At 67.9% G+C, this 23,331-nt stretch carries 22 protein-coding genes and 1 tRNA gene; 9 read left to right on the top strand and 14 right to left on the bottom strand.

The features are described from left to right. Positions 1-115 precede the first annotated feature (115 nt). Positions 116-607: an SH3 domain-containing protein gene (locus tag M5E06_RS11395; RefSeq protein WP_252138239.1), complete on the bottom strand. Its 492-nt coding sequence runs from the start codon at positions 605-607 to the stop codon at positions 116-118. Between the two features lie 287 nt (positions 608-894). On the opposite strand from M5E06_RS11395, the gene M5E06_RS11390 reads away from it, so the two are divergent. Beyond that, complete coding sequence (locus M5E06_RS11390; RefSeq protein ID WP_109051890.1) at positions 895-1,884, top strand: 2-hydroxyacid dehydrogenase; 990 nt, start codon at positions 895-897, stop codon at positions 1,882-1,884. Positions 1,885-1,936: 52 nt separating this feature from the next. Here M5E06_RS11390 and M5E06_RS11385 read toward each other — a convergent pair whose 3' ends face one another. The 4 genes from M5E06_RS11385 to M5E06_RS11370 all read right to left on the bottom strand — a co-directional run bounded on the left by M5E06_RS11385 (position 1,937) and on the right by M5E06_RS11370 (position 5,221). Next, a complete protein-coding gene (locus M5E06_RS11385; RefSeq protein WP_109075192.1) occupies positions 1,937-2,395 on the bottom strand; it encodes a MarR family transcriptional regulator in 459 nt (152 codons plus the stop codon). Between the two features lie 123 nt (positions 2,396-2,518). Then, positions 2,519-4,045, bottom strand: coding sequence for a lysozyme inhibitor LprI family protein (locus M5E06_RS11380; protein ID WP_252138238.1), 1,527 nt, complete (start codon positions 4,043-4,045; stop codon positions 2,519-2,521). 85 nt (positions 4,046-4,130) lie between these two features. Further along, a complete protein-coding gene (gene trhA, locus M5E06_RS11375; RefSeq protein WP_252138237.1) occupies positions 4,131-4,775 on the bottom strand; it encodes a PAQR family membrane homeostasis protein TrhA in 645 nt (214 codons plus the stop codon). 176 nt (positions 4,776-4,951) lie between these two features. After that, positions 4,952-5,221: a ribbon-helix-helix domain-containing protein gene (locus M5E06_RS11370; RefSeq protein ID WP_085090410.1), complete on the bottom strand. Its 270-nt coding sequence runs from the start codon at positions 5,219-5,221 to the stop codon at positions 4,952-4,954. Between the two features lie 143 nt (positions 5,222-5,364). Between M5E06_RS11370 and M5E06_RS11365 the strand changes: the two genes are divergently transcribed. After that, positions 5,365-5,562: a hypothetical protein gene (locus M5E06_RS11365; RefSeq protein WP_252138236.1), complete on the top strand. Its 198-nt coding sequence runs from the start codon at positions 5,365-5,367 to the stop codon at positions 5,560-5,562. A 137-nt stretch (positions 5,563-5,699) separates the two neighbouring features. Next, a complete protein-coding gene (locus M5E06_RS11360) occupies positions 5,700-6,314 on the top strand; it encodes a Hint domain-containing protein (protein ID WP_252138235.1) in 615 nt (204 codons plus the stop codon). Positions 6,315-6,799: 485 nt separating this feature from the next. Here M5E06_RS11360 and M5E06_RS11355 read toward each other — a convergent pair whose 3' ends face one another. The 3 genes from M5E06_RS11355 to M5E06_RS11345 form a co-directional block, all read right to left on the bottom strand. Beyond that, positions 6,800-7,690, bottom strand: coding sequence for a LysR family transcriptional regulator (locus M5E06_RS11355; RefSeq protein WP_109075197.1), 891 nt, complete (start codon positions 7,688-7,690; stop codon positions 6,800-6,802). A 256-nt stretch (positions 7,691-7,946) separates the two neighbouring features. Further along, complete coding sequence (locus M5E06_RS11350) at positions 7,947-9,413, bottom strand: DHA2 family efflux MFS transporter permease subunit (RefSeq protein ID WP_252138234.1); 1,467 nt, start codon at positions 9,411-9,413, stop codon at positions 7,947-7,949. A gap of 121 nt (positions 9,414-9,534) precedes the next feature. Next, a complete protein-coding gene (locus M5E06_RS11345) occupies positions 9,535-10,326 on the bottom strand; it encodes an enoyl-CoA hydratase/isomerase family protein (protein WP_252138233.1) in 792 nt (263 codons plus the stop codon). A 188-nt stretch (positions 10,327-10,514) separates the two neighbouring features. Here M5E06_RS11345 and M5E06_RS11340 point away from each other — a divergent pair. The 4 genes from M5E06_RS11340 to purH all read left to right on the top strand — a co-directional run bounded on the left by M5E06_RS11340 (position 10,515) and on the right by purH (position 15,728). Next, positions 10,515-10,589: transfer RNA gene (locus M5E06_RS11340), tRNA-Gly, on the top strand. A 135-nt stretch (positions 10,590-10,724) separates the two neighbouring features. After that, a complete protein-coding gene (locus M5E06_RS11335; protein WP_252138232.1) occupies positions 10,725-12,020 on the top strand; it encodes an RsmB/NOP family class I SAM-dependent RNA methyltransferase in 1,296 nt (431 codons plus the stop codon). 165 nt (positions 12,021-12,185) lie between these two features. Continuing rightward, positions 12,186-13,853, top strand: coding sequence for a heparinase II/III family protein (locus tag M5E06_RS11330; RefSeq protein WP_252138231.1), 1,668 nt, complete (start codon positions 12,186-12,188; stop codon positions 13,851-13,853). Between the two features lie 270 nt (positions 13,854-14,123). Then, positions 14,124-15,728: a bifunctional phosphoribosylaminoimidazolecarboxamide formyltransferase/IMP cyclohydrolase gene (purH, locus tag M5E06_RS11325; RefSeq protein WP_109155175.1), complete on the top strand. Its 1,605-nt coding sequence runs from the start codon at positions 14,124-14,126 to the stop codon at positions 15,726-15,728. 149 nt (positions 15,729-15,877) lie between these two features. Here purH and M5E06_RS11320 read toward each other — a convergent pair whose 3' ends face one another. The 5 genes from M5E06_RS11320 to M5E06_RS11300 form a co-directional block, all read right to left on the bottom strand. After that, positions 15,878-16,774 (bottom strand): RNA polymerase factor sigma-32, encoded by an 897-nt coding sequence (locus M5E06_RS11320; protein ID WP_109152257.1) that lies wholly within the window; start codon positions 16,772-16,774, stop codon positions 15,878-15,880. A 282-nt stretch (positions 16,775-17,056) separates the two neighbouring features. Further along, positions 17,057-18,040 (bottom strand): metallophosphoesterase family protein, encoded by a 984-nt coding sequence (locus M5E06_RS11315; protein ID WP_252138230.1) that lies wholly within the window; start codon positions 18,038-18,040, stop codon positions 17,057-17,059. Between the two features lie 189 nt (positions 18,041-18,229). Next, a complete protein-coding gene (locus M5E06_RS11310) occupies positions 18,230-18,730 on the bottom strand; it encodes a CarD family transcriptional regulator (RefSeq protein ID WP_014248912.1) in 501 nt (166 codons plus the stop codon). 352 nt (positions 18,731-19,082) lie between these two features. Then, positions 19,083-19,415, bottom strand: a complete 333-nt coding sequence (fdxA, locus tag M5E06_RS11305; RefSeq protein WP_085090756.1) for a ferredoxin FdxA — start codon at positions 19,413-19,415, stop codon at positions 19,083-19,085. Between the two features lie 85 nt (positions 19,416-19,500). Beyond that, on the bottom strand, positions 19,501-20,445 hold the full coding sequence (locus M5E06_RS11300; protein ID WP_252138229.1) for a LysR family transcriptional regulator: 945 nt from the start codon (positions 20,443-20,445) through the stop codon (positions 19,501-19,503). Positions 20,446-20,638: 193 nt separating this feature from the next. On the opposite strand from M5E06_RS11300, the gene M5E06_RS11295 reads away from it, so the two are divergent. Together M5E06_RS11295 and M5E06_RS11290 are read left to right on the top strand one after the other, a co-directional pair. Next, a complete protein-coding gene (locus M5E06_RS11295) occupies positions 20,639-21,868 on the top strand; it encodes a YbfB/YjiJ family MFS transporter (RefSeq protein ID WP_252138228.1) in 1,230 nt (409 codons plus the stop codon). Between the two features lie 118 nt (positions 21,869-21,986). Continuing rightward, on the top strand, positions 21,987-22,397 hold the full coding sequence (locus M5E06_RS11290; protein WP_252138227.1) for a CBS domain-containing protein: 411 nt from the start codon (positions 21,987-21,989) through the stop codon (positions 22,395-22,397). Between the two features lie 55 nt (positions 22,398-22,452). Here the strand turns inward: M5E06_RS11290 and M5E06_RS11285 are convergent, their stop codons facing one another. Then, positions 22,453-23,172: a TerC family protein gene (locus M5E06_RS11285; RefSeq protein ID WP_252138226.1), complete on the bottom strand. Its 720-nt coding sequence runs from the start codon at positions 23,170-23,172 to the stop codon at positions 22,453-22,455. Positions 23,173-23,331: the final 159 nt, after the last annotated feature.

The following is a 23,331-nucleotide window of genomic DNA, read 5'->3' as shown; positions in this document are numbered from 1 at the left end:
AAGCACGGATCTGTGCATCTCTCGACTGGTGAGCCTGTAACCGGTTGCTGTCAACGCTGGTATCGGTGCCGGATACCGGTCTGTCGATGCGATGATTACCGAACGATGCGGTCCGCTACTCGATCTTCTCGCCGGGATAGGTGCCCCAGAAATCGGTGCGCTTCATCCAGCCGCGATAGCCCTTCACCTCGACCTCGCACCACTCGTCGCGGCACTTCTTCAGCGACCCGACGACGCCGGGTTCGGCGCGCGCCACCACGGCGCTGTCGCCGCGCGGCGACTCAAAGATCGCGCGGGTCTGGCCGACGATCAGGATGCCGCGGCGGCCGGACAGCGCGCTCTGGTGAACCCAGCCTTCAGCCCCCTCCCAGTCGCGGATGCGGCGCCAAGTGTCGAATTCCTGGATGATCTCAACCGGCATGTCCTTGCGCTTGAAGACCCATTCGATGGGATAGCTGCCGTTGGGGCCGGAGCGCAGGTTCACCTCGCCGACGCGCACGGTGACGAAGCGGGGGATCGGCAGGCCCGACGCATGGGTCGGATCCTTGCTCTCCGCGGCGAACGCCGCGCCCGCGCCCGGAATTGCGCCGCCCGCGACAAGCCCCATGCCCACCCCTAGAACGAGGGCCAGGGAGGCGAGGACGGAGCGGCGGACAGGCATGGCGGCACCGAAGCTGACGAGGGAAAAACCGGGCCGCACTATAGAGACCACCCGTTCGATTGGGCAAGCGCCGCCACCCCCGATCCAAAGTTGTAATCTCCCTCCCGCAGGCCGGCCTTTCGCGACGGACTTCTGGACAGTCCCACGACCGCTTGGTATGGCAACCATGGACCGGAGCAGCCCGTGCCGGGACCTCGATGCGGGCGGGCCGGGGCAAGGGAGGACCAGCACCGATGACCGACAAGAAGAAGCCGCTCGTTGTCGTCACCCGCAAGCTGCCGGACGTCATCGAGACGCGGATGATGGAGCTGTTCGACACCCGGCTCAATCCGGACGACGTGCCGCTCACCCCGGCCCAGATGCAGGATGCGATGAACATCGCCGAGGTGCTGGTGCCCACCGTCACCGACCGCATCGACCGCGCGCTGATCGAAGCCGCCGGACCGCAGCTGCGGCTGATCGCCTCCTTCGGCACCGGCGTCGACCACATCGACCTGAAGGCGGCGCGCGAGCGCGGCATCGTCGTGACCAACACCCCCGGCGTCCTGACCGAGGACACCGCCGACATGACCATGGCGCTGCTGCTGGCCACCGCGCGCCGCGTGGCGGAGGGCGAGCGGCTGGTCCGCTCCGGCCAATGGACCGGCTGGGGGCCGACCACCATGCTGGGTCACCGCATCAGCGGCAAGCGGCTGGGCATCCTGGGCATGGGCCGCATCGGCTCGGCGCTGGCCAAGCGGGCGCGCGCCTTCGGCATGTCGATCCACTACCACAACCGCCGCCGCGTCCATCCGGAGCTGGAGCAGGAGCTGGAGGCGACCTACTGGTCCAGCCTGGACCAGATGCTGGCGCGGATGGACATCGTGTCGATCAACTGCCCGCACACGCCGGCCACCTATCACCTGCTGTCGGAACGCCGGCTGAAGCTGCTGCGTCCGCACTGCTACATCGTCAACACCTCGCGCGGGGAGGTGATCGACGAGGTGGCGCTGACCCGCATGCTGTCGAAGGGCGAGATCGCCGGCGCCGGCCTGGACGTGTTCGAGCATGAGCCGGCGGTCAACCCGAAGCTCCTGCGGCTGGACAATGTCGTCCTGCTGCCGCACATGGGCTCCGCCACCATCGAGGGCCGCATCGACATGGGCGAGAAGGTGGTGATCAACATCAAGACCTTCACCGACGGCCACGCCCCGCCCGACCGCGTGCTGGAGGCGCTGCTGTAAGGGACGGATCCCTTCCCCTTTCGGGCGATATCCGGATCGGGGATGGGACCGCTCAGGATGCGGAGGCTTCCAGTGCGGCGGCCTCCCGCGTCGGTACATCCTGCAATGCCGCCTCCAGCCTTGCCTTGGCGGCGGCGGCCAGTTCCTCGTCGGCCTGGATGCGGGCCATGTCCTCCGGCGCGACGGCGCCGGCGGCGATCACCAGCTCGGCGAAATCGGACAGATAGACGCTGCCCTTCACGGTGCGCTGGACCAGCACGTTGCGCTTGTCCTCCGCATCGCGCTTGCGCTTGACGAAGCCCAGCACCGACAGGCGGTCGAGCGCGCGGGTCACCGCCGGCTTGGAAATGTTCAGCAGGGATGCCAGACCGCGCACCGTGTGCGGCGGGTCGGTCAGATAGACCTGGAGAAGGATCGCCAGCTGCCGCGCCGACAGGTCCGGCGCGTCCTTGCGGACGCTGGCGACCAGCGCGGTGCGCCACAACCCGAGCGCCTTGAGGTTCCGTGCCATGCCTCCCCCCGGAAAGCCGCGCCCGGTTCCGCAACCGCAGCACGCGCCGCGAAGTGTCGCCTACCCGAACGATGCAGGCAAGACTTTCGCGTTCCCGGGAGAAGGTACGGCGCCCGGATCGGTCTATTTCCCCTCGCGTTTCAGCACCACCGGCTTGGCCGTGCCGGTGACCAGCAGATTGCCGCCGGCGAGCGGGACGATGGTCAGGCTGCCGCCGGCCGACACCGGAGCAAGGCTGATCGCTTGGCGGGCTGCATTCGGGGCGGGCTTGACGTCCTTCGGCACCTCCTTGGGGTCGAAAGGCGCGTCCTCCCCCTGGCCGGCGACGTCATAGCCGCCGCACTCGCTACCGACGCAGATGGAGGTCTCGTCGATGCGCGCCTTTCCGGCGGGACCGGTGAAGGGCGTGTCCTCGGACCCGCCGCCGCTCCAGCTCCAGCTGCCGCGCAGCCAGTCGGGGAGGCGGGTGTCCTTCTGGAGTTCCAGATTGTCGGTGATCAGGCCGACGCTGCCGCTCAGCCCCTGCGCGGCCACCGCCTCGGCCACCCGGCGGGCCTCCGGCTTGGCCATGCCGTAGCGGGCGGCGATCTGCGGCGTCCAGGCGGTCACCGCCGCGTCCACCGCCTTGCGCAGGCGATCGCCCCAGCCGGGCGCGATCCAGCGCGGGTTGGACCAGCCGGCGGTGTCCTTGACCAGCGTTGCCAGTTCCGGCGCATCGGCGACGAACAGGCGCGGATCGACCGCCGACTTCATGCGGTCGATGCCCATCTGGCGGTAGGCCGCGAAGCGGATGGTGCCGGTGCGGTTGGAGGCCGCCTCCAGCATCGGCGCGAACAGCTCGTCCACCGCCTTCCAGTCCGGGGACGCGAGCAGGGCGTTGTCATCGGGGCAGGCGGGATAGGCGCCGAAATTGTCGCGGCTGCTGCCATAGAGCGGCTCCATCGCCTTCCAGGCCGCCGCCCCCCGCTTTTCCATCACCGAACAGGGCCAGGCCATCTCCACATCGTCGCTGACGACGCGGAGTGCGGTGAGAAAGCCGTCGTCGGTGGCGAGATCGACGCCGGAGGCGGTTTCACGGGCATAGGAATCATCGATGCCCGCGATGGCCTCCCGCAGCAGCGCCTCGGCCCTGGTGCGGTCGGGGGAAGGACCGAAGCGCAGCAGATAGGCGCTCCATCCCTTGCCCAGCCCGCCGCGGATCTCGGCCAGCCGCTTGGCGGCGCCGGCCGGGTCGGCGGCGATGCCGTCGATGATGGAGGTCAGCGCGGCGACCACCTTGGGCACCGACTCGGACAGGGCCGTGCGCCGGGCGTCCAGCACCGGGCCAAGGCAGGTGCCGGGGGAGGGCGCCGCCGCACACTGGTTGCGCTGGGCCAGCCATGCCCGCTGCTCCGTGCGCAGCCGCTCGCGGTCGGCGGTGCCCGACAGATCCTGCAAGGTTTTGTAGGCGTCGGCGATCTCGCGGTCGGCATCGGCCAGTTTGGGATCGGCACAGATCGCCTTTTCAACCGGCGTGGCGGCCGCCTTGCAATCGAAGGACGGCTCGGCCCGCGCGGTGCCGACCGTGCCGGTCATGAGAACCGCGGTCACTAAGGCCAGTGCCGCGCTGGCCGGCGACAGGTGGAAGGATGGTCCCATGTTGGCCATCATGTCTCCCTTGAATCGTGATCCGCGGAAGATACGGAATCGGCGGCCGCTTGTCCTCTGCGGCTCCGGCATTTCAGAGAAACGCCCGTCAAAGGAACGCCACTGTGATCGCGGCGAAGTGGCAACTGGCGGCGGTCAGCACCAGCAGGTGCCAGACCGCGTTGTTGTAGGGCATCCGCTCCATCAGGTGAAAGACGACGCCGACGGTGTAGACCAGCCCGCCAGCGATCAGCAGCCACAGGGCGGGGGCCGACAATGCCGTGCCCAAGGGTTCCAGCGCGGTGACGACCGCCCAGCCGAGCCCGAGATAGAGCGCCAGCCCCAGCCGGTTGAAGCGGCCCGGAAAGCGCAGCTTCAACGCGGCGCCGAAGGCGGCCCCGCCCCACACGGCGCCGCCCAGCCCGATCCCCTGGCCCAGCCCCAGCGTGAAGGGCGTGTAGGTGCCGGCGATCATCACGAAGATCATGGCATGGTCGATCCGCCGCAGCAGCGCCTTGCCCAGGCCGGGCGGGGCGAGGTTGTAGGCGGCGGACGCCGTCAGCATCCCCACCAGCCCCAATCCGTAGATAGTAAGCGCCAGCGCCGTGTGGACCGGAACCGCCCCGGAGAACACGCCGGCGTTCAGCAGCCAGACGAAGCCGGCGACACCCGCCGTTACCCCAATGGCATGAACGGCCGCATCCGCCCGCCGTTCGGCGGCGCTGTAGAAGGGAAACTGATCGGCATCCGGCATCGGCATACCATCTCGGTCGACGCAAGGAGGATGGCCGCCGGAATGGGGGCCTGCGTCGAACATGGTGTGCCGGCCGCGGCAGCGCCACCGGTCCTGTCCGATGGTCGGGCCCCGGCGGCCGGTGCTTCGGCGAACCGCTTATGCGGGATAGATCTTATGCGGGACGGACCGGGTGGTTATTCCGCCGCGAAGGCCACGGCTGCGGGCGCGCGGTGGCGGGGCATCGGCTCCGACAGGCTGGCGGCCTTGCGGAAATAGCACAGCGCATAGACGCGGACGCAGCCGGTGAGATTGTCGCAGTCCTGGCGTTCGGCATCGATCTTCGACACCAGTTCGCTCATCGTCATGTTCTCGCGGGCGCAGATTTCCTCGAGCGACTCCCACTCCACCGGCATAAGCTTCATGCTGGTCCGCTTGCCGTTCACCCTGATATTGCGCATGTGCATGGGGGAGCCCTCCGTTGCCGATGCATAAATGGGTATGTGAAACGGCGGGATGCGTGCTGTGAAGTTTTTCACAGGGAATGGGGGCCTGTCGGGTTGGAGTTCTATCAAACGGACAAGCGGGTACCACGGGATCGGAGGTCGACATGACACAAAGCGACGCCTTGCGGGCGATCATAAACGAAGCCGCATCAGCACGTTCAGCCCTGTGCGAGAACGAGCTGGTGATCCGGCTGGACAATATCCTCGCCCTTGCTCGGGCGGCGCTGGAGGAGCAGGAACCGGACGAAATGCCGCAGTCGTCCACCGGCGCATCTGCGACAATTGGTCACCGGCAGTCATAAATCCGCACAACTTCGCCGCCCCGCGGATTGCTTAACGGAGTAACCTTTTCGGAGTACGCCACCGCCGTGCCGGGCATCGTGAAGCTTGGCACGGCCGGTGGAGGACTCATCGAAATGACATGGGGCTTTTCAATACAATGACTCCCCCTCCCACTCCGACCTGCATTCTCCGCGGCACCTACGTCCGTTCCATGCTTGGCGACGTGCCAGTCGAAAGCCTGAAGATCGGCGATCTGATCCAATCGTCTGTGACCGGCGAGTTCCGTTCGATCCGCTGGATCGGCCGCCGCCTGCTGGCGGGGTCGTCCTTAGACACCGACCATTTGCGCAAGGTTCACCTGCCGGTCCGGATCGCCCGCGGCGCCATCGCCCGGGACCTGCCCGCCCGCGACCTCTACATCTCCCCCAGCCATGCGCTGCTGATCGGCGAGTATGGTGTATCGGCCCGCCTGCTGATCAACGGCTCGTCGATCCGGCAGGTCGATGCGATGGAGGAGATCGAATATTTCCACATCGAACTCGACAGCCATGACGGCATGTATGCCGAGGGGCTGCCGGTCGAGACCTATCTCGAAGCGGACAACCGCCAAGCCTACGACAATGCCGCCGAGTATGAGGCGCTGTATCCGGGAGACGATCCGCGCGTTCAGGAGCCCTGCGTGAAGATCGACATTCCGCTGGCTGCGCTGGAGCGGATCCGCACCAAGGTGAACGACCGGGCCGAGCAGATCGAGTTGGTCGAGACGGCTTGAGGGGCAGGCTGTCGAGCATGAACAGGGGGCCGTCCCATGGGGCGGCCCTTTGTGCGTCGACACCTTGGCCATGAGGTGTCCGTCGCCGTAGGGTAGTGGAAATGCGGTTTGACCGTTCCCCCGGTGTGGCCCAGACCCTACCCACATAAAAAAAACCGCCGCTAACCCATTGGATTAGCGGCGAGTTGAACAGGGAGGCTTCACGTCTGGGAGACGCTGGGTCCAAGGACCCAACCCCGGAGGGGAGACCTCCGGGACGAAACATCGGATGCTGCGTCGCAACATCCAACGATCAAAATTTGACCATTCTGCTGCCAACTTTCCAGGCACAAATATATAAATCTACCATGCAAGACTCGCATGGCTTCAAAATATCCTTAGGAAGCTAATAAAAATGCCGAAATCGACGATGCCGCTCCGCAAAGTCGGAAGGACATCGTCGATTTCGGCAATTCTCTTACGGGATCACTGAAAATTGTTTGAGGTCAGAACGGAGTTTCTGCCACTTTTTTAACCAGGAAGTCGCGGAAGACCGCGATGCGCTTGGAATGGCGCAATTCTTCGGCATAGACGAAGTAGGCGTCGACCTTCGGCCCGTCGACGTCCGGCAGGATCCGGGTCACGTCCTTGGAGAAGCTGTCGACCAGGAAGTCCGGCAGCGCGCCGATGCCTAGCCCGCTCTCCACCGCGCGATAGATGGCGTAGACGCTGTTGACCTGCAGGATCGGCTTCCGGTTGGGCGAGGGGTCGCCGACCTCCATGATCCAGTTGACGTTCGGAATCGGCGCCCGCACGTCGGGCGGATAGGTGATCAGGTCGTGATTGTCCAGCTCGGCCGCCGTCTTGGGCGTGCCCTTCTTCTTCAGGTAGCTCTGGCTGGCATAGAGGTGGAAGCGGATCGACATCAGGTGCCGCTGGATCAGGTCCGGCTGGCGCGGCGTGTTCATGCGGATGGCGATGTCCGCCTCGCGCATCGCCAGGTCCAGTTCGTCGTCGTCGATCAGCAGCGTCAGCTGGATGTCGGGGTAGATCGACATGAACTCGTTGATGCGCGGCGTCAGCCAGGTCGATCCGAAGGCGACGGTCGTCGTCACCCGCAGCGGTCCCTTGGGATGCTCCCGGCTTTCGGTCAGCATCGCCTCGGTCATCGACAGCTTGGCGAACACGTCGCGGGCGGTGCGGTGAAGCAACTCGCCCTGTTCGGTCAGGATCAGCCCGCGGGCGTGGCGGTGAAACAGCGGAACGCCCAGGCTTTCCTCGAGCGCGCTGATCTGGCGGCTGACCGCCGACTGGCTGAGGTTCAACGTCTCGCCGGCATGCGTGAAGCTGCCGGCTTCGGCCACCGCGTGGAATACCCGCAGCTTGTCCCAATCCATCATGCTGTCCCGCCCCGATGCGCAGCCGCCCGGAGCCTCCCGTTTATCTTGAGGACGGCGCATGGCCGCCATGCATGTTTATAGCGGGAACGCGCCCGGAACGCACGCGCTAGTAAAAGCGACTCGCACGAAAATTAATCATGATCGCCGGAATTATTCTCATCCGAAGTCACAGCGATCCGGGCATATCCGTATAATGGATGGGGGTGTTTGCGATGCTCGGAAATGGGACGGCGGCCATTCGCCCCCAACTTTGCTAATCCGCGGCGTCGGTCAGGGCGGCGGCCTTGACCGTCGCGTTGCGGGCGGCGTCACGCTGCGTTTCGGGGCGCGCTTCCGGGCGGTGGCCGCCGATGTGCCCGCTGATCTCGTCGCCGGCATCGGCGGGAAGGCGCCAGAAGGGCAGGCTGGAGGCGCAGGCCATCAACCCCACCGTCAGGAAGGCGGGAACGAAGGTGGCGGGGGTCAGGGCGCCGCCGCTCCACTGGGTGGTCAGGTGCAGCGCGGTGGCGCCGACGGCGACGCCCAGGCTCAGCGACAGCTGCTGCATCACGCTGGCCAACGTGTTGGCGCGGCTGGTCATCGGCTGCGGCACCTCGGCATAGCTCAGCGTGTTCATCCCGGTGAACTGCAGCGAGCGGAAGAAGCCGCCCACCAGCAGCGCGCCCAGGATCACCAGATGCGGCGTGTCGGGGCGGAAGGCGCCGTAGCTGGCCAGGATCGTGCCGCTGACCAGCGAATTGAGGGTCAGCACCAGACGGAAGCCGAAGCGCCGCAGGATCGGGCCGGCCAGCGCCTTCATGGTCAGCGCCCCCGCCGCACCGGCGAAGGTCAGCGCGCCCGACTCGAAGGCGGTCAGGCCGAAACCGATCTGCAGCATCACCGGCATTAGGAAGGGCACCGCGCCGTTGCCGATGCGGAACAGCGTACCGCCCAGGACCGAGGCGCGGTAGGTCGGCAGCCGGAACAGCGACGGGTCCAACACCGGCCGCACCACCCGGCGGGCATGGCGCAGATAGGCCAGCGTCGCCAGCAGCGCCACCGCCAGCAGGATCGCCACCGCGCTGGCCGGCAGCAGGTCGCGCCCGATATTCTCGAAGCCGAACATGAAGGCGGCCAGCGCGACGGCGCTCCACAGGAAACCGCGGGCGTCGAAGGGGTCGCGCTGCTCCTCCTTCAGGTTGGGGATCAGCGCCAGCACCAGCGCGATGCCGACCAGCCCGATCGGCACGTTGATGAAGAAGATCCAGCGCCAGGAGGCATAGGTGGTGATCGCGCCACCCACCAGCGGCCCCAGCGCCGGCCCGATCAGCGCCGGCAGGGTCATCCGCGCCATCGCCGTCACCAGCTGGTCCTTCGGCACCGTGCGCAGCAGGATCAACCGGCCGACCGGGACCATCATCGCGCCGCCGATGCCCTGGAGGATGCGGGCAGCCACCAGCTCCACCAGCCCGTTCGACAGGCCGCAGGCGATGGACCCCGCCATGAAGACGGCGATGGCGCTGGCGAAGACGGTGCGGGCGCCATAGCGGTCGGCCGCCCAGCCGCTGACCGGCAGGAACACCGCCAACGCCAGCATGTAGGAGGTCATCGCCAGACTGAGCCGCAGGGGATCCTCGCCCATCGACTGCGCGATCCCCGGCAACGCGGTGGCGATCACCGTCGAGTCGAGGTTCTCCATGAACAGGGCGCAGGCGATGATCAGCGGGGTGACGCGCGACATGACGGACCGTCAGGCAGGGAACGGAGCCCTACGAATGTGAGACGTTCCGCCGCATTGACCATCGCACATGCGAAAGCCCTGCCATGCGTAAGCGCGCTTTGCCCCACAAATCAACGAGGGATCAACGCCCGGTAAACACCGGCTTCCGCTTCTCCAGGAAGGCGCGGTAGCCCTCGCGGAAGTCTTCGGTGCCGAAGCAGCGGTAGCATTCGGCGATTTCGACCTCGGTTAGCGGCGCCGGGTCGGACAGGCGGCGGACATAGCGCTTGTGCAGGGTGGCGGCCAGCGGCGCGCCGGCGGCGATGCGCTGGACGGTGGCGGCGATTTCCGCCTCGAAGCCCTCATCCGCGACGACCCGGTGGACGAGGTTCTTGTCCTTGGCCTCCGCCGCGCCGAAGACGCGGCCTTCCAGCAGGATCTCCAGCGCGGCCGGGCCGCCGGCGACATCGGCGACCAGCTTCAGCTCCGTCGGCCCCATGGAGATGCCGAGCCGGCTGACCGGCACGCCGAAGCGACTGCTCTCCGAACAGACCCTGAGGTCGCAGGCCAGCGCCACTGCCAGACCGATGCCGCAGCAGGGACCGTCGATGGCGGCCAGAACCGGTTGGCGCAAGGCACGCAACCCATCCAGCCCCTCGTCCATCAGGTCGCCGTAGCTGGCTCCCTGTTCGGGGCTGTTGCGCTCGCTCTCGAACTCCGAGATGTCGGCGCCGGGGGAGAAGGTGCGCGACCCGTTGGAGCCGGGGCCGCCGCGCATCACGACGACGCGGGTTCCCTCGTCGGCCTCAAGCGCCGTCAGGTGGCCGATCATGGCGTGCCACATCGGCTTGTCGAAGGCGTTCAGCTTGTCCGGGTTGGACAGGGTCAGGGTCGCGACCGCTCCATCGCGGGTCAGGGTGATGGTGCCGGCCATGCCGCAATCTCCATCCGTTGCCGTATGGTTGCGTACCATAGCGCGCCTCCGCAGGGACGCAAGCCACCCGGTGCCGCAGCGCAGCAGGGGAGGGGAAAGCCGTCGCGAAAAAAGTGAGGGGAGGGTGAATTTTCCTCTTGCGGCGGAGGCCGCGTTTCCGTAGAAAGCGGCTCCCGGACGACGGGAGCGCGGGCGTAGCTCAGGGGTAGAGCACAACCTTGCCAAGGTTGGGGTCGAGGGTTCGAATCCCTTCGCCCGCTCCAGTTCTCCGGTAGAGAAGCGAAGACCTAAGGGCCGGGCGGCAACGCACCGGCCCTTCGCTTTTTCGGCCCCCACAGCCCGGAATCACCAGCCATCCCGTATCGACAGTGGCCGTCCGGCGCGCTAGATCCATAGACATGACCGACACTTCCCTCGCCGCCCGCGGCGTTGCGCTCGACTTGCTGCGCGACGTGCTGCGCAAGTCCGTTCCCTTCGACGACGCGTTCGACGCGCATCCCGAACTGGCGGCGCTGCAGCCGCGCGACCGCGGCTTCGTCCGCCTGCTGGTCGCCACCGTCCTGCGCCGGCTGGGCCAGATCGACGAGATGATCCAGGCCAGCCTCGCCAAGCCGGGCCTGCCCAAGGCGGCCATCCACGACATGCTGCGGCTGGGCACGGCGCAGCTGGTGTTCCTGAACACCCCCGCCCATGCCGCCGTCGACACCGCGGTGGAGCTGGCCGCCGCGCGTAACGCCGCTCCCTACAAGGGGTTGATCAACGCCGTGCTGCGCCGCATCGGGCGCGAAGGGGCGGAGATGGCGGCGCGGCAGGATGCCGGGCGGCTGAACACGCCGGACTGGCTGTGGCTGTCCTGGCGCTCCGCCTACGGCACCGCCCGCACCCGCGGCATCGTCGAGGCGCACCTGCACGAGGCGCCGCTCGACATCACGGTGAAGTCGGATCCGGAGGGCTGGGCCGAGCGGCTGGGTGCCACCCTGCTGCCAACCGGCTCGCTGCGTCGTCCGCCGGGCGGATCGGTGACCGAACTTCCCGGCTTCGAGGAGGGGGAATGGTGGATCCAGGACCTCGCCGCCTCGCTGCCGGCCAAGCTGTTCGGCGATCTGCGGGGCAAGCGGGTGTTCGACCTGTGCGCCGCCCCCGGTGGCAAGACGGCGCAGCTGGTGGTGCAGGGCGCGCAGGTCACCGCCATCGACCGCTCGGCCCGCCGGCTGGAGCGGGTGACGGAGAACCTGAAGCGCCTGCGTCTGGAGGCCGAGGTGCTGGCCGCCGACGCCGCCACCTGGGAGCCGGAGGAGCCGGCCGACGCCGTGCTGCTCGACGCGCCCTGTTCGGCTACGGGTGCGATCCGGCGCCATCCCGACATCCTGCGCGTCAAGACGCCGGACGACATCGCCAAGCTGGCCCGCGCCCAGTCGCGGCTGCTCGCCCGCTCGGTCGAGTTGGTCAGGCCCGGCGGCACGCTGATCTACTGCACCTGCTCGATCCAGCCGGAGGAAGGGGAGGCGCAGATCGCCCGCCTGCTGGAACAGGACAGGCGGGTGGAGCGTTGGCCTGTGACCGCCGACGAACTCGGCGGCCTGTCGGAGCCGATCAACGAGGTTGGGGAGGTGCGCAGCCTTCCGGGCATGCTGGCCGACCTCGGCGGAATCGACGGCTTCTTCGTGGCGCGCCTGCGCCGACGCCCGGACTGAGGCCCTATGCGGTCCGCACCGCGGGATAAATCCCAGGCCCGTCTTGCGGTGCGGGCGGCGAATTGATACGACACGACCTATGCTTTCGTCCGTGTTCTCCCGCACCGCATTATCACCCTCCGCCGGCCGCCGACGCCGCTCGCGGTCCTGAAGGAGTCGGCGCAGATGGGCGACGGGAACGGACGGTTTCGCAGCGGCATGGCGCGCCTTGCCTATGGGAATCCCCTCTACGCCCTGATGCTGGGCGGCAAGGCGCCGGGGGCGCTGGCGGTGATCCCGCCCGATCCCTGGCCCGGCGACACCGAGAACGGCAACGCCATGCTGGCCGGGCGGATGAACTTCGCCGGGCAGCCGATCATGGTTGATCCCAACGGTGCGCCCAATTGGCGGCCCCAGGGCGCCAGCGCCGGCTGGCTGCGCGCCGCCCATGGCTTCGAATGGCTGCGCGACCTGCGGGCGGTCGGCGGCGACACCGCGCGGCGCCGGGCGCGGGTGCTGGTGTGGTCGTGGCTGGACCAGAATGGCGGCTGGCACGGGCAGAGCTGGGCGCCTGACGTGCTGGGTGTGCGGCTGGCCAGCTGGATCGGCCTGCATGACTTCTACTGCGCGTCCGCCGACGACGAGTTCCGAGCCCGCGTGTTCGAGAGCATGGCCCGCCAGTTGCGCCACCTGCTGCGGGTGGCGCCGGCCAAGCTGGACGGCGAGCGTCTGATCGGCGCCATCAAGGGCCTGCTCTATGGCGGCTATTGCCTGCCCGACCAGGACAAGGCGGCGCGCGAGGCGCTGCGCCTGCTCGACAAGGAACTGCCGCGCCAGATCCTGCCCGACGGCGGCCATGTGGAGCGCAACCCGTCGATCCAGATGCGGGTTCTGCGCGAACTGATCGACATGCGCGCCGTGCTGCGCGTCGCCCGGGAGGAGGTGCCGGAAAGCCTCCAGCACGCCATCGACCGCATGACGCCGGCCCTGCGCTTCTTCCGTCATGTCGATGGCGGGCTTGCCCTGTTCAACGGCGGGCGGGAGGAGGAACCGGCGCTGATCGACACGGTGCTGGCCCAGGCCGACGCCCGCGGCCGTCCGCTGAAAAGCGCGCCGCACACCGGGTTCGAGCGGCTGCTCGCCGGGCGCACGCTGGTGCTGCTCGACACCGGCGCGCCGCCGCCGGCCGGGCTGGACCGCACCGCCCATGCCGGCACCCTGTCAATGGAGGTCTCCGTTAACAAGGAGCGGCTGATCGTCAATTGCGGCAGCCACCCGTCCCAGCGCGGCCCCTGGCGCGCGGCGCTGGCCGGGACGTCCGCCCATTCGACCATGGTGGTCGCCGACACCAACTCGTCGGAAGTGCTGGAGAAGGGCGGGCTGGGCCGCCGGCCGACGAATGTCAGCTGCGAGCGGCAGGAATCCGACGGCGCCATGCTGGTTGTCGCCAGCCACAACGGCTACAGCAAGGGCTTTGGCCTGCTGCACCGCCGCCGCGTCTATCTGGCCGACAATGGCGAGGACCTGCGCGGCGAGGACACGCTGGAGCCGGTGATCGGCGCCACGCCGCAGCCGCAGCCCTACGCCATCCGCTTCCACCTGCATCCCAACGTGCAGGTCGTTCCCGTTCAAGCACAGGGTAATGGGGGCAACGATCAGGTGCTTCTGCGCCTGCCCAGCGGCAATGCCTGGCGGATGCGGGTGACCGGCGCCGTGCTGGAGGTGGCGGAGAGCGTCTATCTCGGCAGCGGGGACGAGCCGCGCCGCACCCGGCAGATCATGATGCAGGGACAATGCGGCCCCGAAGGGCTGACGGTGAAATGGGCCTTGCGCCGCGAGCGCAAGGCGGCGTAAATCCCGCCCATCCGCGGTGGCCGGGCCTATTCCTTTCGGAAGGGGCGTGGAAACACGGATGAACACGGGATTTGGGGCACGGACGACCACGGGACTCGTCACGCCGTGCTTATCCATGTCCGGCCGGACCGGCAATGTGCGGGCGGACGGGGATAAGCACGGCTGAGCAGCATTTCCGTGGCCGTCCGTGCTTTTCTTCTTCCGTGCTTGTCCGGGTCTCCCCGGTTGCCTGCGGCCAAACGCACCACCCGCAGCGATCAGGATGACGCCATGAGCCCGCCCAAAGCCAACCATGCCCCCGCCCCCGACAAGGTCCGCATCACCCGCGCCCTGATCTCCGTGTCCGACAAGGCCGGTCTGGTGGAGCTGGGCAAGGCGCTCGCCGCCCGCGGCGTCGAGATCCTGTCGACCGGCGGTTCGGCCCAGCGTCTGGCCGAGGCCGGCGTCCCGGTCAAGGAGGTCTCCGACCACACCGGCTTCCCGGAGATCATGGACGGCCGCGTCAAGACGCTGCACCCGCGCGTCCATGGCGGCATCCTGGCCCGCCGCGACATCCATGCCGACGCGATGGCCCAGCACGACATCCCCGGCATCGATCTGGTGGTGGTCAACCTCTACCCGTTCGAGGCGACGGTCGCCAAGGGCGCGGCCTATGACGACTGCGTCGAGAACATCGACATCGGCGGGCCGGCGATGATCCGCGCCGCCGCCAAAAACCACGACTTCGTCGCCATCGTCACCGAGCCGTCCGACTACGAGGCGGTGCTGGACGAGCTGGCGACCCATGACGGCTGCGTCACGCTGGCCCTGCGCCGCCGGCTCGCCCAGCGTGCCTATGCCCGCACCGCCGCCTATGACGCCGCCATCTCCACCTGGCTGGCCGGCCAGTTGGGCGAGACCTTCCCGCCGCGCACCACCCTGTCGGGATCGCTGGCCCAGACCCTGCGCTATGGCGAGAACCCGCACCAGCAGGCGGCCTTCTACGTCACCGGCGAGAAGCGTCCGGGCGTCGCCACCGCCGTCCAGCTGCAGGGCAAGGAGCTGTCCTACAACAACCTGAACGACACCGATGCCGCCTTCGAGCTGGTGGCGGAGTTCGAGCAGCCGGCCGTCGCCATCATCAAGCACGCCAATCCCTGCGGCGTGGCGCAAGGCGCCAACCTGCTGGAGGCCTACAAGTCGGCCCTGCTGTGCGATCCGGTCAGCGCCTTCGGCGGCATCATCGCCGTCAACCGCAGCCTGGACGCCGAGACGGCCGAGGAGATCTCCAAGCTGTTCGCCGAGGTGGTGATCGCCCCGGATGCCGACGAGGCCGCCCGCGCGCTGCTGGCGACCAAGAAGAACCTGCGCGTGCTGCTGACCAAGGACGTGCCGAACCCGGCCGAGCCCGGCATGATGATCAAGCAGCTGTCGGGCGGCTTCCTGCTGCAGAACCGCGACAGCGGCCGCGTCAACCCGGCCGAGCTGAAGGTCGTGACCAAGCGCGCGCCGACCGAACAGGAACTGGCCGACCTGCTGTTCGCCTTCCGCGTCGCCAAGCACGTCAAGTCGAACGCCATCGTCTACGCCAAGAACGGCGCCACGGTCGGCGTCGGCGCCGGCCAGATGAGCCGTGTCGATTCGGCCCGCATCGCCGCCATCAAGTCGGCCGAAGCCGCCAAGGCCGCCGGCTTGTCGGAGCCGCTGACCAAGGGGTCGGTGGTTGCGTCGGATGCCTTCTTCCCGTTTGCCGACGGCCTGCTGGCCGCGGCGGAAGCGGGTGTGACCGCGGTGATCCAGCCGGGCGGCTCGATCCGCGACGCCGACGTGATCGCCGCCGCGGACGAGAAGGGTCTGGCGATGGTGCTGACCGGAATGCGGCACTTCCGGCATTGATGGTGTGACGGGGTGGGGACGTTAGACCCCCACCCTAACCCTCCCCCGCTGGGCGGGAGAGGGAACTCCGCCGCCCTTTAACAAGGGTCCTGGCTCCCTCCCCCGCCCAGCGGGGGAGGGCTGGGGTGGGGGCAAGCGACGCTTGAACCTCACGCCTCCGCCAGCAGGTCGTCGGAATCCTCGACCCGCTTCAGCATCGACTGCCGCAGCTTCAGCAGCGCCCGATGCTCCAGCTGGCGCACGCGCTCCTTGCTGACGCCCAGTTCGCGACCCAACTCCTCCAGCGTGGCGCCTTCTTCGCGCAGGCGGCGTTCGCGGATGATGGTGCGTTCGCGCGGGCTCAGTTCGCCCAACGCCTCCGCCAGCCATTGCGAACGGGTGTTGGCGTCGCGCATGCCGATCACCACGTCCTCGGGTGAGGGGCGCTGGTCGGCCAGGAAATCCTGCCAGTCGTCGTCGGAGCCGTCGGCCACCGGCGTGTTCAGCGACTGGTCGGAGCCGGACAGGCGCATCTCCATCGCCTCGACCTCCGACACCTCGACCTGCAGTTCGCCGGCGATCCACTCGCGGCCTTCCTTGGTCAGGCGCGCGCCGCTGCCGTTCTGGGTGGCGCTGTCGATCTTGGCGCGCAGGCGGCGCAGGTTGAAGAACAGGGATTTCTGCGCGGCGGTGGTGCCGGTCCGCACGATCGACCAGTTGCGCAGGATGTAGTCCTGCATGGCCGAGCGGATCCACCAGGCGGCGTAGGTGGAGAAACGCACCTCGCGGTCGGGTTCGAAGCGGCTGGCCGCCTGCATCAGGCCGACATTGCCTTCCTGGACGAGATCGCCCATCGGCAGGCCGTAATTGCGGAAGCGCGACGCGGTTGCCACCACCAGACGGGTATAGGCCCGGACCAGTTGATGCAGCGCCCGTTCGTCATGGCCCTCGCGCCATTTTCGGGCAAGGTCGAATTCATGGTCGCGCGACAGCAACGGTTCGCGCATGGATGCCTTGATGAAGCTCAGATTAGCACGCTGAGTCTCCGGATCGTCGATGTATGCCATCCGTCCCTTCCTTCCCGTCTGGGCGGCATCGTGTTCCTTCGCATATCCCCGTACTACCGGGTCTTCGCCGCTTGCCGCCTGCCCCCGGTCGATGCCGTCGGGTTAGACAACAAGCATGAGCGCGCCCTGTTGCGGAATCATACGCAGGTGTAGGGGGAACGGATCACAAGGGACGGAGGATTTTTGCCGGCGGCCCATGAGGCGGCTGCCGGAAGGACTGCCGGACCTGTACGAAGGAAAGGGGCGGGCGGGCTGAAGGGTCAGGCTGGACCTAAGGATGGGTCACGCTTGGAAAAGGTCCAGCATCTCGCCGAAAGAATCGAAACAGGCGCAAACGAGGTGACCACCACGGCCGCAGCCGCCGTCCAGCGTCACCGTCACCGGTCCGACATCCACACCGGGGCTTTCCGGCGTCCAGCCGGGATCGTAGCCGCGCACCAGACGATTGAAGCCGCCATAGGGTTGCTCCAGCCGCGCGAAGCCGGCGCTGCCCCACCAGAAGGCGTCGCCCTGGCCGGTCAGCGGGCGCCGGGGATCGATGCCGGAATTGACCAGCAGCAGGCTTCCGCCCCCCCGGCTGGTGCCGGTCCAGCCATCGCCGTCGGAGGCCCCATCAGGTGCCCCGTCATTCGCGGCCCCTTCATTCGCAGCAGTGTCATTCGCGGTCCCGCCGGTGTAGGCGGCGCGGCGCAGGGCGTTGAACAGCTGTTCATGCCCCGGCCTTGCGGCCACCGCCTGCCGCAGCTCGCGCGTCCAGCGGCCCAGCATCACCGCACCGCCGCGCGCCCCCGCCATGCCGGCATCCAGATTGCCGCCATAGGCGGCCAGCGTCGGCGCCACGCCCTGGCGCAGCATCCAGTCCAGCACGGTGCGGGGATCGGGAGCGAAATGGAGTTGCAGCAACTTCTGCCACATCTCCTCCTGCTGGCCGCGCAGATAGACGATGTCCGACGCGATCATGCCCGGCATCGCCAGCAGGGCGATGCGGAAGGCCAGCAGCCGGTCGATGGTCTCCACCACCCGGTCGCCGAAGCCGATCATGTTGCCGAGATAGACCAGCCGGTCGCCGGGGCGGAATCGCTGACCGATGGCGTGATGGATCAAATCCAGCCGGTCGGGTTGCGCATGGATGGCGCCAATGGCCCAGACGCGGCGCGGCCGGCCGAGCGAGGCGAAACGGCTGCCATCCTCGACGGCGCCGACGATGCTCGCGGCATGACGGCTGGCCTGACGGTTGGGAAGAGCAAGGCGCGGCGGCAGACCCAAACTGGATTCCCTTCGACATCGGTCGCGAAGTCGTTCCGGCGGCGTCTGCCGGAAGGCGGCGGGAGTTTAGGCGTGTCATGCCACGGAAACAAAGGCGAAAAACGAGACGGGCGCGCGGCGTGACGTAGCAGCCGCGCGCCCGTTCGTGTCACGGACGTATAGGAGGAGCCTGGAACCCAGGCCCTGGAATCAGGCCGCCTTGGACAGCACCGACTCCAGACGCTCCGTCGCCTTGGTCTCGTCGATCTTCTCGACGGCGGCCAGTTCGCGGGCCAGACGCTCCAGGGCGGCCTGATAGATCTGGCGCTCACTGTAGGACTGGTCGGACTGGTCGGCGCCGCGGTACAGGTCGCGCACCACCTCGGCGATGGACACCGGATCGCCGGAGTTGATCTTGGCCTCATACTCCTGGGCGCGGCGGCTCCACATGGTGCGGCGGACGCGCGACCGGCCCTGCAGCGTCTCCAGCGCGACCTTGATGCGGTCCTTGGAGGACAGGCGGCGCAGGCCGGCGTTGCGGGCCTTGGTGACGGGAACCTTGAGCGTCATGCGCTCTTTCTCGAACGTGATCGCGTAGAGTTGAACCTCGAGTCCGGCGATGCTGTGGGTCTCGATCCCTTCGACCCGACCGACGCCATGAGCCGGATAAACGACGAAGTCACCGGCTTCGAAGTCAAGCTTGTTCGACATTTGGATTGGCTCTCACTTCTCGCGATCACGCCATTTTGCCGTCCCGGTGGAAGGGACGAAAAAGGACCCCGGACAGTTATGGCGCCGTGGGGATGGGACCCATCCACGACGATCACAAAAGCCACAGGTCCTGGAACATAGGGAAAACCGGCAATGGCGCGGAGGCCGGCTCCGGTCGCGCATTATAGCGATGTTACGCCCGAGTTACAAAGGGAACGCGCAATCTACCGGGCGGAAATCGTTCATCGCCCGGCCATGGCCGCCCCGTCGATTTTGCATAGCAACATCGGCGGGATCAATCGGTTGATGCAGCCCGACTCGGAATGGCCGGGCCGCATCCGCTGGTCCGGCCTCAGCCGCCCGCCTTCGGGGAGAAGTACTTCTCGAACTTGCCGTCGACGCCCTTGAACTCGTCGGCGTCGGGCGGCGCGTCTTTCTTGCGGGTGATGTTCGGCCACTGGCCGGAATAGTCGCGGTTCATCTCCAGCCACTTGGTCGCGCGGTCGTCGGTATCGGGAACGATCGCTTCGGCCGGGCATTCCGGCTCGCACACGCCGCAGTCGATGCACTCGTCCGGGTGGATGACCAGCATGTTCTCACCCTCGTAGAAGCAATCCACGGGGCAGACTTCGACGCAGTCGGTGTACTTGCACTTGATGCAGCCGTCGGTGACGACGTAGGGCATGATTCTTCTCCGCTGTTCCGGCCGGCGGTGCCGGCAGGAATGGGCACGCGCATGGCAACGGGCCGGATGGCCAACCCGCGCCTGCCTAGCATGCCGCAGACGAGCCGTTCAACCCTGCGCGTGATGTGGGCGACCCTGTCGCACCCGTGGCGGCCTTTTTCGAATGGACAACGGAAGCGGTGTCCCCGGAGAAGGCGTCCAGGAAGGCGCGCAGGCTGGCGGTCTCGATGGCATCGGTGCGGCGCACGAACTGCGTCGGCATGCGGCCCAGCGCTTGCGGCAGCGGCCGGGCGACCAGCAACTCGCGCCAGGGATCGCGCTCCACGACGGAGCGCGGGATGACGGTCACCCCCATGCCGGCGCCGACGCAGCCCAGGATGGCGTCCAGCGCCCCGAACTCCATGACGCGGAAGGGCACGCGTCCGGCCTCGCGCATCGCCATCTCCGCCCGGCCGCGATAGGCGCAGGCCCGACCGAAGGCGATCAGGGTGCGGCGGGCGGAGTCGGTGGTCAGCCCGGCGGCCGGTTCGGCCAGCACCAGCTCCTCGTCGAAGATGCGCCGGGCGATCAGGTCGGGATGGGCCACCTCGCCGCCGACGAAGGCGCCGTCGAGCCGTCCGGCCAGCACGTCGCCCAGCAGGGTCTCGGTCGGGCCGGGAGTGATGGTCAGCTCCACGTCGGGATGGTCGCGGTGGAAACGGGCCAGGATCGGCGGCAACCGCACCGCGGCGGTCGATTCCATGCTGCCCACCGCCAGCCGGCCGCCGCGCCCGGCCGCCTCCGCCACCGCGTCGCGGGCCTGGGCGACCAGCCGCAGCACCCGGTCGGCATAGCCGCTGAGTACCCGGCCGGCCGGCGTCGGCTCCATCCCGCGGCTGAGGCGCAGGAACAGGTCGACGCCCAAATCCTCCTCCAGCCGCTTGATCCGCGCGGTGACGTTGGACTGCACGCAGTTCAGCGCCTCCGCCGCCCGGCTGACGCTGCCGGTGTCGGCCACCGCCTTCACCACCCGCAAACCGGCCAGATCCATCGCACCATCTCCCCAACCGCCAATGCATGGCACCCATCACTGAAAGTGGAGCTTATCATCAGAACAATTCATTGGAAATGAGGGCAGTGCCGCGGCCATGATGAACTGCAAATCAATCGGCCGGCCGAACGGTTCGTTTTTCCGAACAGTTCCTGTTTCAACGAGCCGGCCGAACACCGAGGGGGCGTGGATCATGGTTCGGGTGCTGGTTGGCGGCCTGATCGGGCTTGCCATCGCAATGGGTGTCGCGCGCTTCGCCTTCACCCCGATCCTGCCGGCGATGCAGGAGGCCACCGGGCTGAGGGCCGACGGGGCGGGTCTGCTCGCCTCGCTGAACTATCTGGGCTATTTCGTCGGGGCGCTGGGGGCCGGTCTGGTGCCGCACGGGGGCATCCGGACCGCCGTGTTCCGACTGTCGCTGCTGGTCAGCGTTGCCACCACCGCGGCGATGGGGCTCGATCTGGGGGATGCCGGGCAGGCGATGCCGGTCTGGCTGGTCCTGCGCTTCCTGTCGGGGGTGTCGAGCGCCGGCATCTTCATCCTGGGCATCGCCATGGTGCTGGACACGCTGACCCGCGGCGGCGGGGAGCGGCTGGCCGGCTGGCTCTATACCGGGATCGGGGTGGGCATCGCCTCCTCCGGCCTGTTCGTCGCGCTGTTCGGCGGACGGCTGGGCTGGGATGGCGACTGGCTGGCCTTGGGGGCGATCTGTGCCGTGCTGGGGCTGATGCCCGGCCTCTGGGTGCGCGATCCGGCGCCGCAAAGCCATGCGGCGGTCGCCAAGGCGGAGGGGGCCGCCCCGGCGCGGGCGGGCGGACTGTCGGCGCCGCTGCTGCTGCTGACGGTCGCCTACTTCCTGGAAGGTGGCGGCTACATCGTGTCGGCCACCTTCCTGGTGTCGATCCTGAAGACCGATCCCGGCACCGCCGCGGTGGGCGAGGCCGCCTGGATGGTCGTCGGCATTGGGGCGATGGGCGCCGGGGTGTTCTGGGCTGCGGTCGCCCGGCGCACCAACAGCTGGTGGTCGCTGATCCTGGCGCATCTGACGCAGACGGTGGCCATCCTGCTGCCGATGACCGGATCGCCCACCGCGTCGGTGGTCTCGGCCCTGCTGTTCGGCGGCACCTTCGTCGGGATCGTGTCGCAGGCCTTCGCGCTGGGGCGCCAGCTGTCGGCCGGGGCATCGGCGCGGGTGGTAGGGGCGCTGACCGCCGCCTATGGGCTGGGGCAGATCATCGGGCCGCTGCCGGCCGGGCTGGTGGTGACGCGCACCGGCAGCTTCAACGCCGCGCTGCTGGGGGCCGCCGCCGCGGTGGTGCTGGGCACGCTGCTGCTGGTGCTGGGCATGGTGATCGCCGGGCGGCAGGCATCGGCGGGATCGGCCATGGCGACGCCCAATGCTTCGGTTCCAAAAGCTTCGTAAGTATTCGTAAGGTATGCCTGCGACAATCGGCGCCGCTTCTGCTGCGATGCCGTTGTTCTCCCCGATCGTCCGCTTTGGCTACAGTCTGGTCCGCAACAACTAGATCCTCGGGGAAGTCATGAAACGCAAGCTGGTTCCGGACGTCGTGAAGTCGCAGGAGCTGATCCTGGTGCCGGAGGATACCTCCGTCGCCACCGTGTCGAAGATGATGGCCGAAAAGAACATCGGCGCGGTTCTGGTGGTCGATCACGGCGCCCTGATCGGCATCGTCACCGAACGCGACCTGAACAACAAGGTGCTGTCCAAGGATCTCGACCCGTCAGCGGTGGAGGTGGGGACGGTGATGACCCGCAACCCCGACAGCCTGCCGCCCGATGCCGACGCGGTCGACGCGCTGAAGCTGATGCACGACAAGCATTACCGCCACCTGCCCATCACCCAGGGCAAGCGCGCGGTCGGCATCGTGTCGATCCGCGACCTGTTCAAGGTCGCCTACGAGCACATGATGGCCGACCGCGCCGGGGCGTGAGCGGGAAGGGGGGCGCCGGGAAGGGCGCCCCCTCTTTGCCGCCCCCTCTTTGCCGTCAGTGCCCCGCGCTCTGCTTGCGCCGGGCCAACAGGTTCAGCGCCTCCACCAGGGCGGAGAAGGCGATGGCGAAGTACAGGTAGCCCTTGGGAATGTGGAAGCCCAGGCCGTCCGCCACCAGCGCCACGCCGACCAGCAGCAGGAAGGACAGCGCCAGCATCTTCACCGTGGTGTGACGGTTGACGAAGTCGCCGACCGGGCCGGAGGCGAACAGCATCACCGCCATGGCGATGACGACGGCGGCGATCATCACCGGCAGATGGTCGGACATGCCGACGGCGGTGATGACGCTGTCGAGCGAGAAGACGATGTCCAGGAACATGATCTGGACGACCACCGAGGTGAAGGTGGCGTGCTTGGGTGCCGACCCGCTCTCCTCATGGCCTTCGACGGTGTGGTGGATCTCCAGCGTGCCCTTGGCCAGCAGGAACAGGCCGCCCAGGATCAGGATCAGGTCGCGGCCCGACACGTCCCAGCCGGCGACGGTGAACAGCGGCTGGGTCAGCTGCGCCACCCAGGCGATGGAGGCCAGCAGCGCCAGGCGGGTCAGCAGCGCCAGCGCCAGGCCGACGCGGCGCGCGCTGTGCTGCCGTTCGGGCGGCAGCTTCGACGCCATGATCGAGATGAAGATGATGTTGTCGATGCCCAGCACGATCTCCAACGCGGTCAACGTCAGAAGGCTGGCCCAGACATTCGGGTCGGCGAGAAGGTCGAGCATGAAGGGGCGGGGCTCCGGCGGTCAAATGGGTGCAGTCGACAGGCTGCACGCCGGCACCGCAGGGCACCAGCGTGACCGCGACCACATGAGGTCGGCCGCGGTCCGCTGCAAGAGGGACCAGTTCCATTTTTCCGCCATTCTTCCCCCGTCTTGACGCCG

Source organism: Azospirillum sp. A1-3 (genome assembly GCF_023806445.1).
Classification (GTDB): domain Bacteria; phylum Pseudomonadota; class Alphaproteobacteria; order Azospirillales; family Azospirillaceae; genus Azospirillum.
The sequence above is the reverse complement of the archived record's forward strand: the minus strand, read 5'-3'. Positions and strand labels throughout refer to the sequence as shown.

Excerpts from the sequence above, each read along its gene's own strand:
- M5E06_RS11300 (WP_252138229.1), bottom strand. The coding sequence starts at position 20,445 with ATGGATCTGGCCGGTTTGCGGGTGGTGAAGGCGGTGGCCGACACCGGC.
- M5E06_RS11365 (WP_252138236.1), top strand. The coding sequence starts at position 5,365 with ATGACACAAAGCGACGCCTTGCGGGCGATCATAAACGAAGCCGCATCA.
- trhA (WP_252138237.1), bottom strand. The coding sequence starts at position 4,775 with ATGCCGGATGCCGATCAGTTTCCCTTCTACAGCGCCGCCGAACGGCGG.
- M5E06_RS11370 (WP_085090410.1), bottom strand. The coding sequence starts at position 5,221 with ATGCACATGCGCAATATCAGGGTGAACGGCAAGCGGACCAGCATGAAG.
- M5E06_RS11360 (WP_252138235.1), top strand. The coding sequence starts at position 5,700 with ATGACTCCCCCTCCCACTCCGACCTGCATTCTCCGCGGCACCTACGTC.
- M5E06_RS11310 (WP_014248912.1), bottom strand. The coding sequence starts at position 18,730 with ATGTCGAACAAGCTTGACTTCGAAGCCGGTGACTTCGTCGTTTATCCG.
- M5E06_RS11330 (WP_252138231.1), top strand. The coding sequence starts at position 12,186 with ATGGGCGACGGGAACGGACGGTTTCGCAGCGGCATGGCGCGCCTTGCC.
- M5E06_RS11295 (WP_252138228.1), top strand. The coding sequence starts at position 20,639 with ATGGTTCGGGTGCTGGTTGGCGGCCTGATCGGGCTTGCCATCGCAATG.
- fdxA (WP_085090756.1), bottom strand. The coding sequence starts at position 19,415 with ATGCCCTACGTCGTCACCGACGGCTGCATCAAGTGCAAGTACACCGAC.
- M5E06_RS11320 (WP_109152257.1), bottom strand. The coding sequence starts at position 16,774 with ATGGCATACATCGACGATCCGGAGACTCAGCGTGCTAATCTGAGCTTC.
- M5E06_RS11345 (WP_252138233.1), bottom strand. The coding sequence starts at position 10,326 with ATGGCCGGCACCATCACCCTGACCCGCGATGGAGCGGTCGCGACCCTG.
- M5E06_RS11350 (WP_252138234.1), bottom strand. The coding sequence starts at position 9,413 with ATGTCGCGCGTCACCCCGCTGATCATCGCCTGCGCCCTGTTCATGGAG.
- purH (WP_109155175.1), top strand. The coding sequence starts at position 14,124 with ATGAGCCCGCCCAAAGCCAACCATGCCCCCGCCCCCGACAAGGTCCGC.
- M5E06_RS11385 (WP_109075192.1), bottom strand. The coding sequence starts at position 2,395 with ATGGCACGGAACCTCAAGGCGCTCGGGTTGTGGCGCACCGCGCTGGTC.
- M5E06_RS11290 (WP_252138227.1), top strand. The coding sequence starts at position 21,987 with ATGAAACGCAAGCTGGTTCCGGACGTCGTGAAGTCGCAGGAGCTGATC.
- M5E06_RS11390 (WP_109051890.1), top strand. The coding sequence starts at position 895 with ATGACCGACAAGAAGAAGCCGCTCGTTGTCGTCACCCGCAAGCTGCCG.
- M5E06_RS11355 (WP_109075197.1), bottom strand. The coding sequence starts at position 7,690 with ATGGATTGGGACAAGCTGCGGGTATTCCACGCGGTGGCCGAAGCCGGC.
- M5E06_RS11285 (WP_252138226.1), bottom strand. The coding sequence starts at position 23,172 with ATGCTCGACCTTCTCGCCGACCCGAATGTCTGGGCCAGCCTTCTGACG.
- M5E06_RS11380 (WP_252138238.1), bottom strand. The coding sequence starts at position 4,045 with ATGATGGCCAACATGGGACCATCCTTCCACCTGTCGCCGGCCAGCGCG.
- M5E06_RS11335 (WP_252138232.1), top strand. The coding sequence starts at position 10,725 with ATGACCGACACTTCCCTCGCCGCCCGCGGCGTTGCGCTCGACTTGCTG.
- M5E06_RS11395 (WP_252138239.1), bottom strand. The coding sequence starts at position 607 with ATGGGGCTTGTCGCGGGCGGCGCAATTCCGGGCGCGGGCGCGGCGTTC.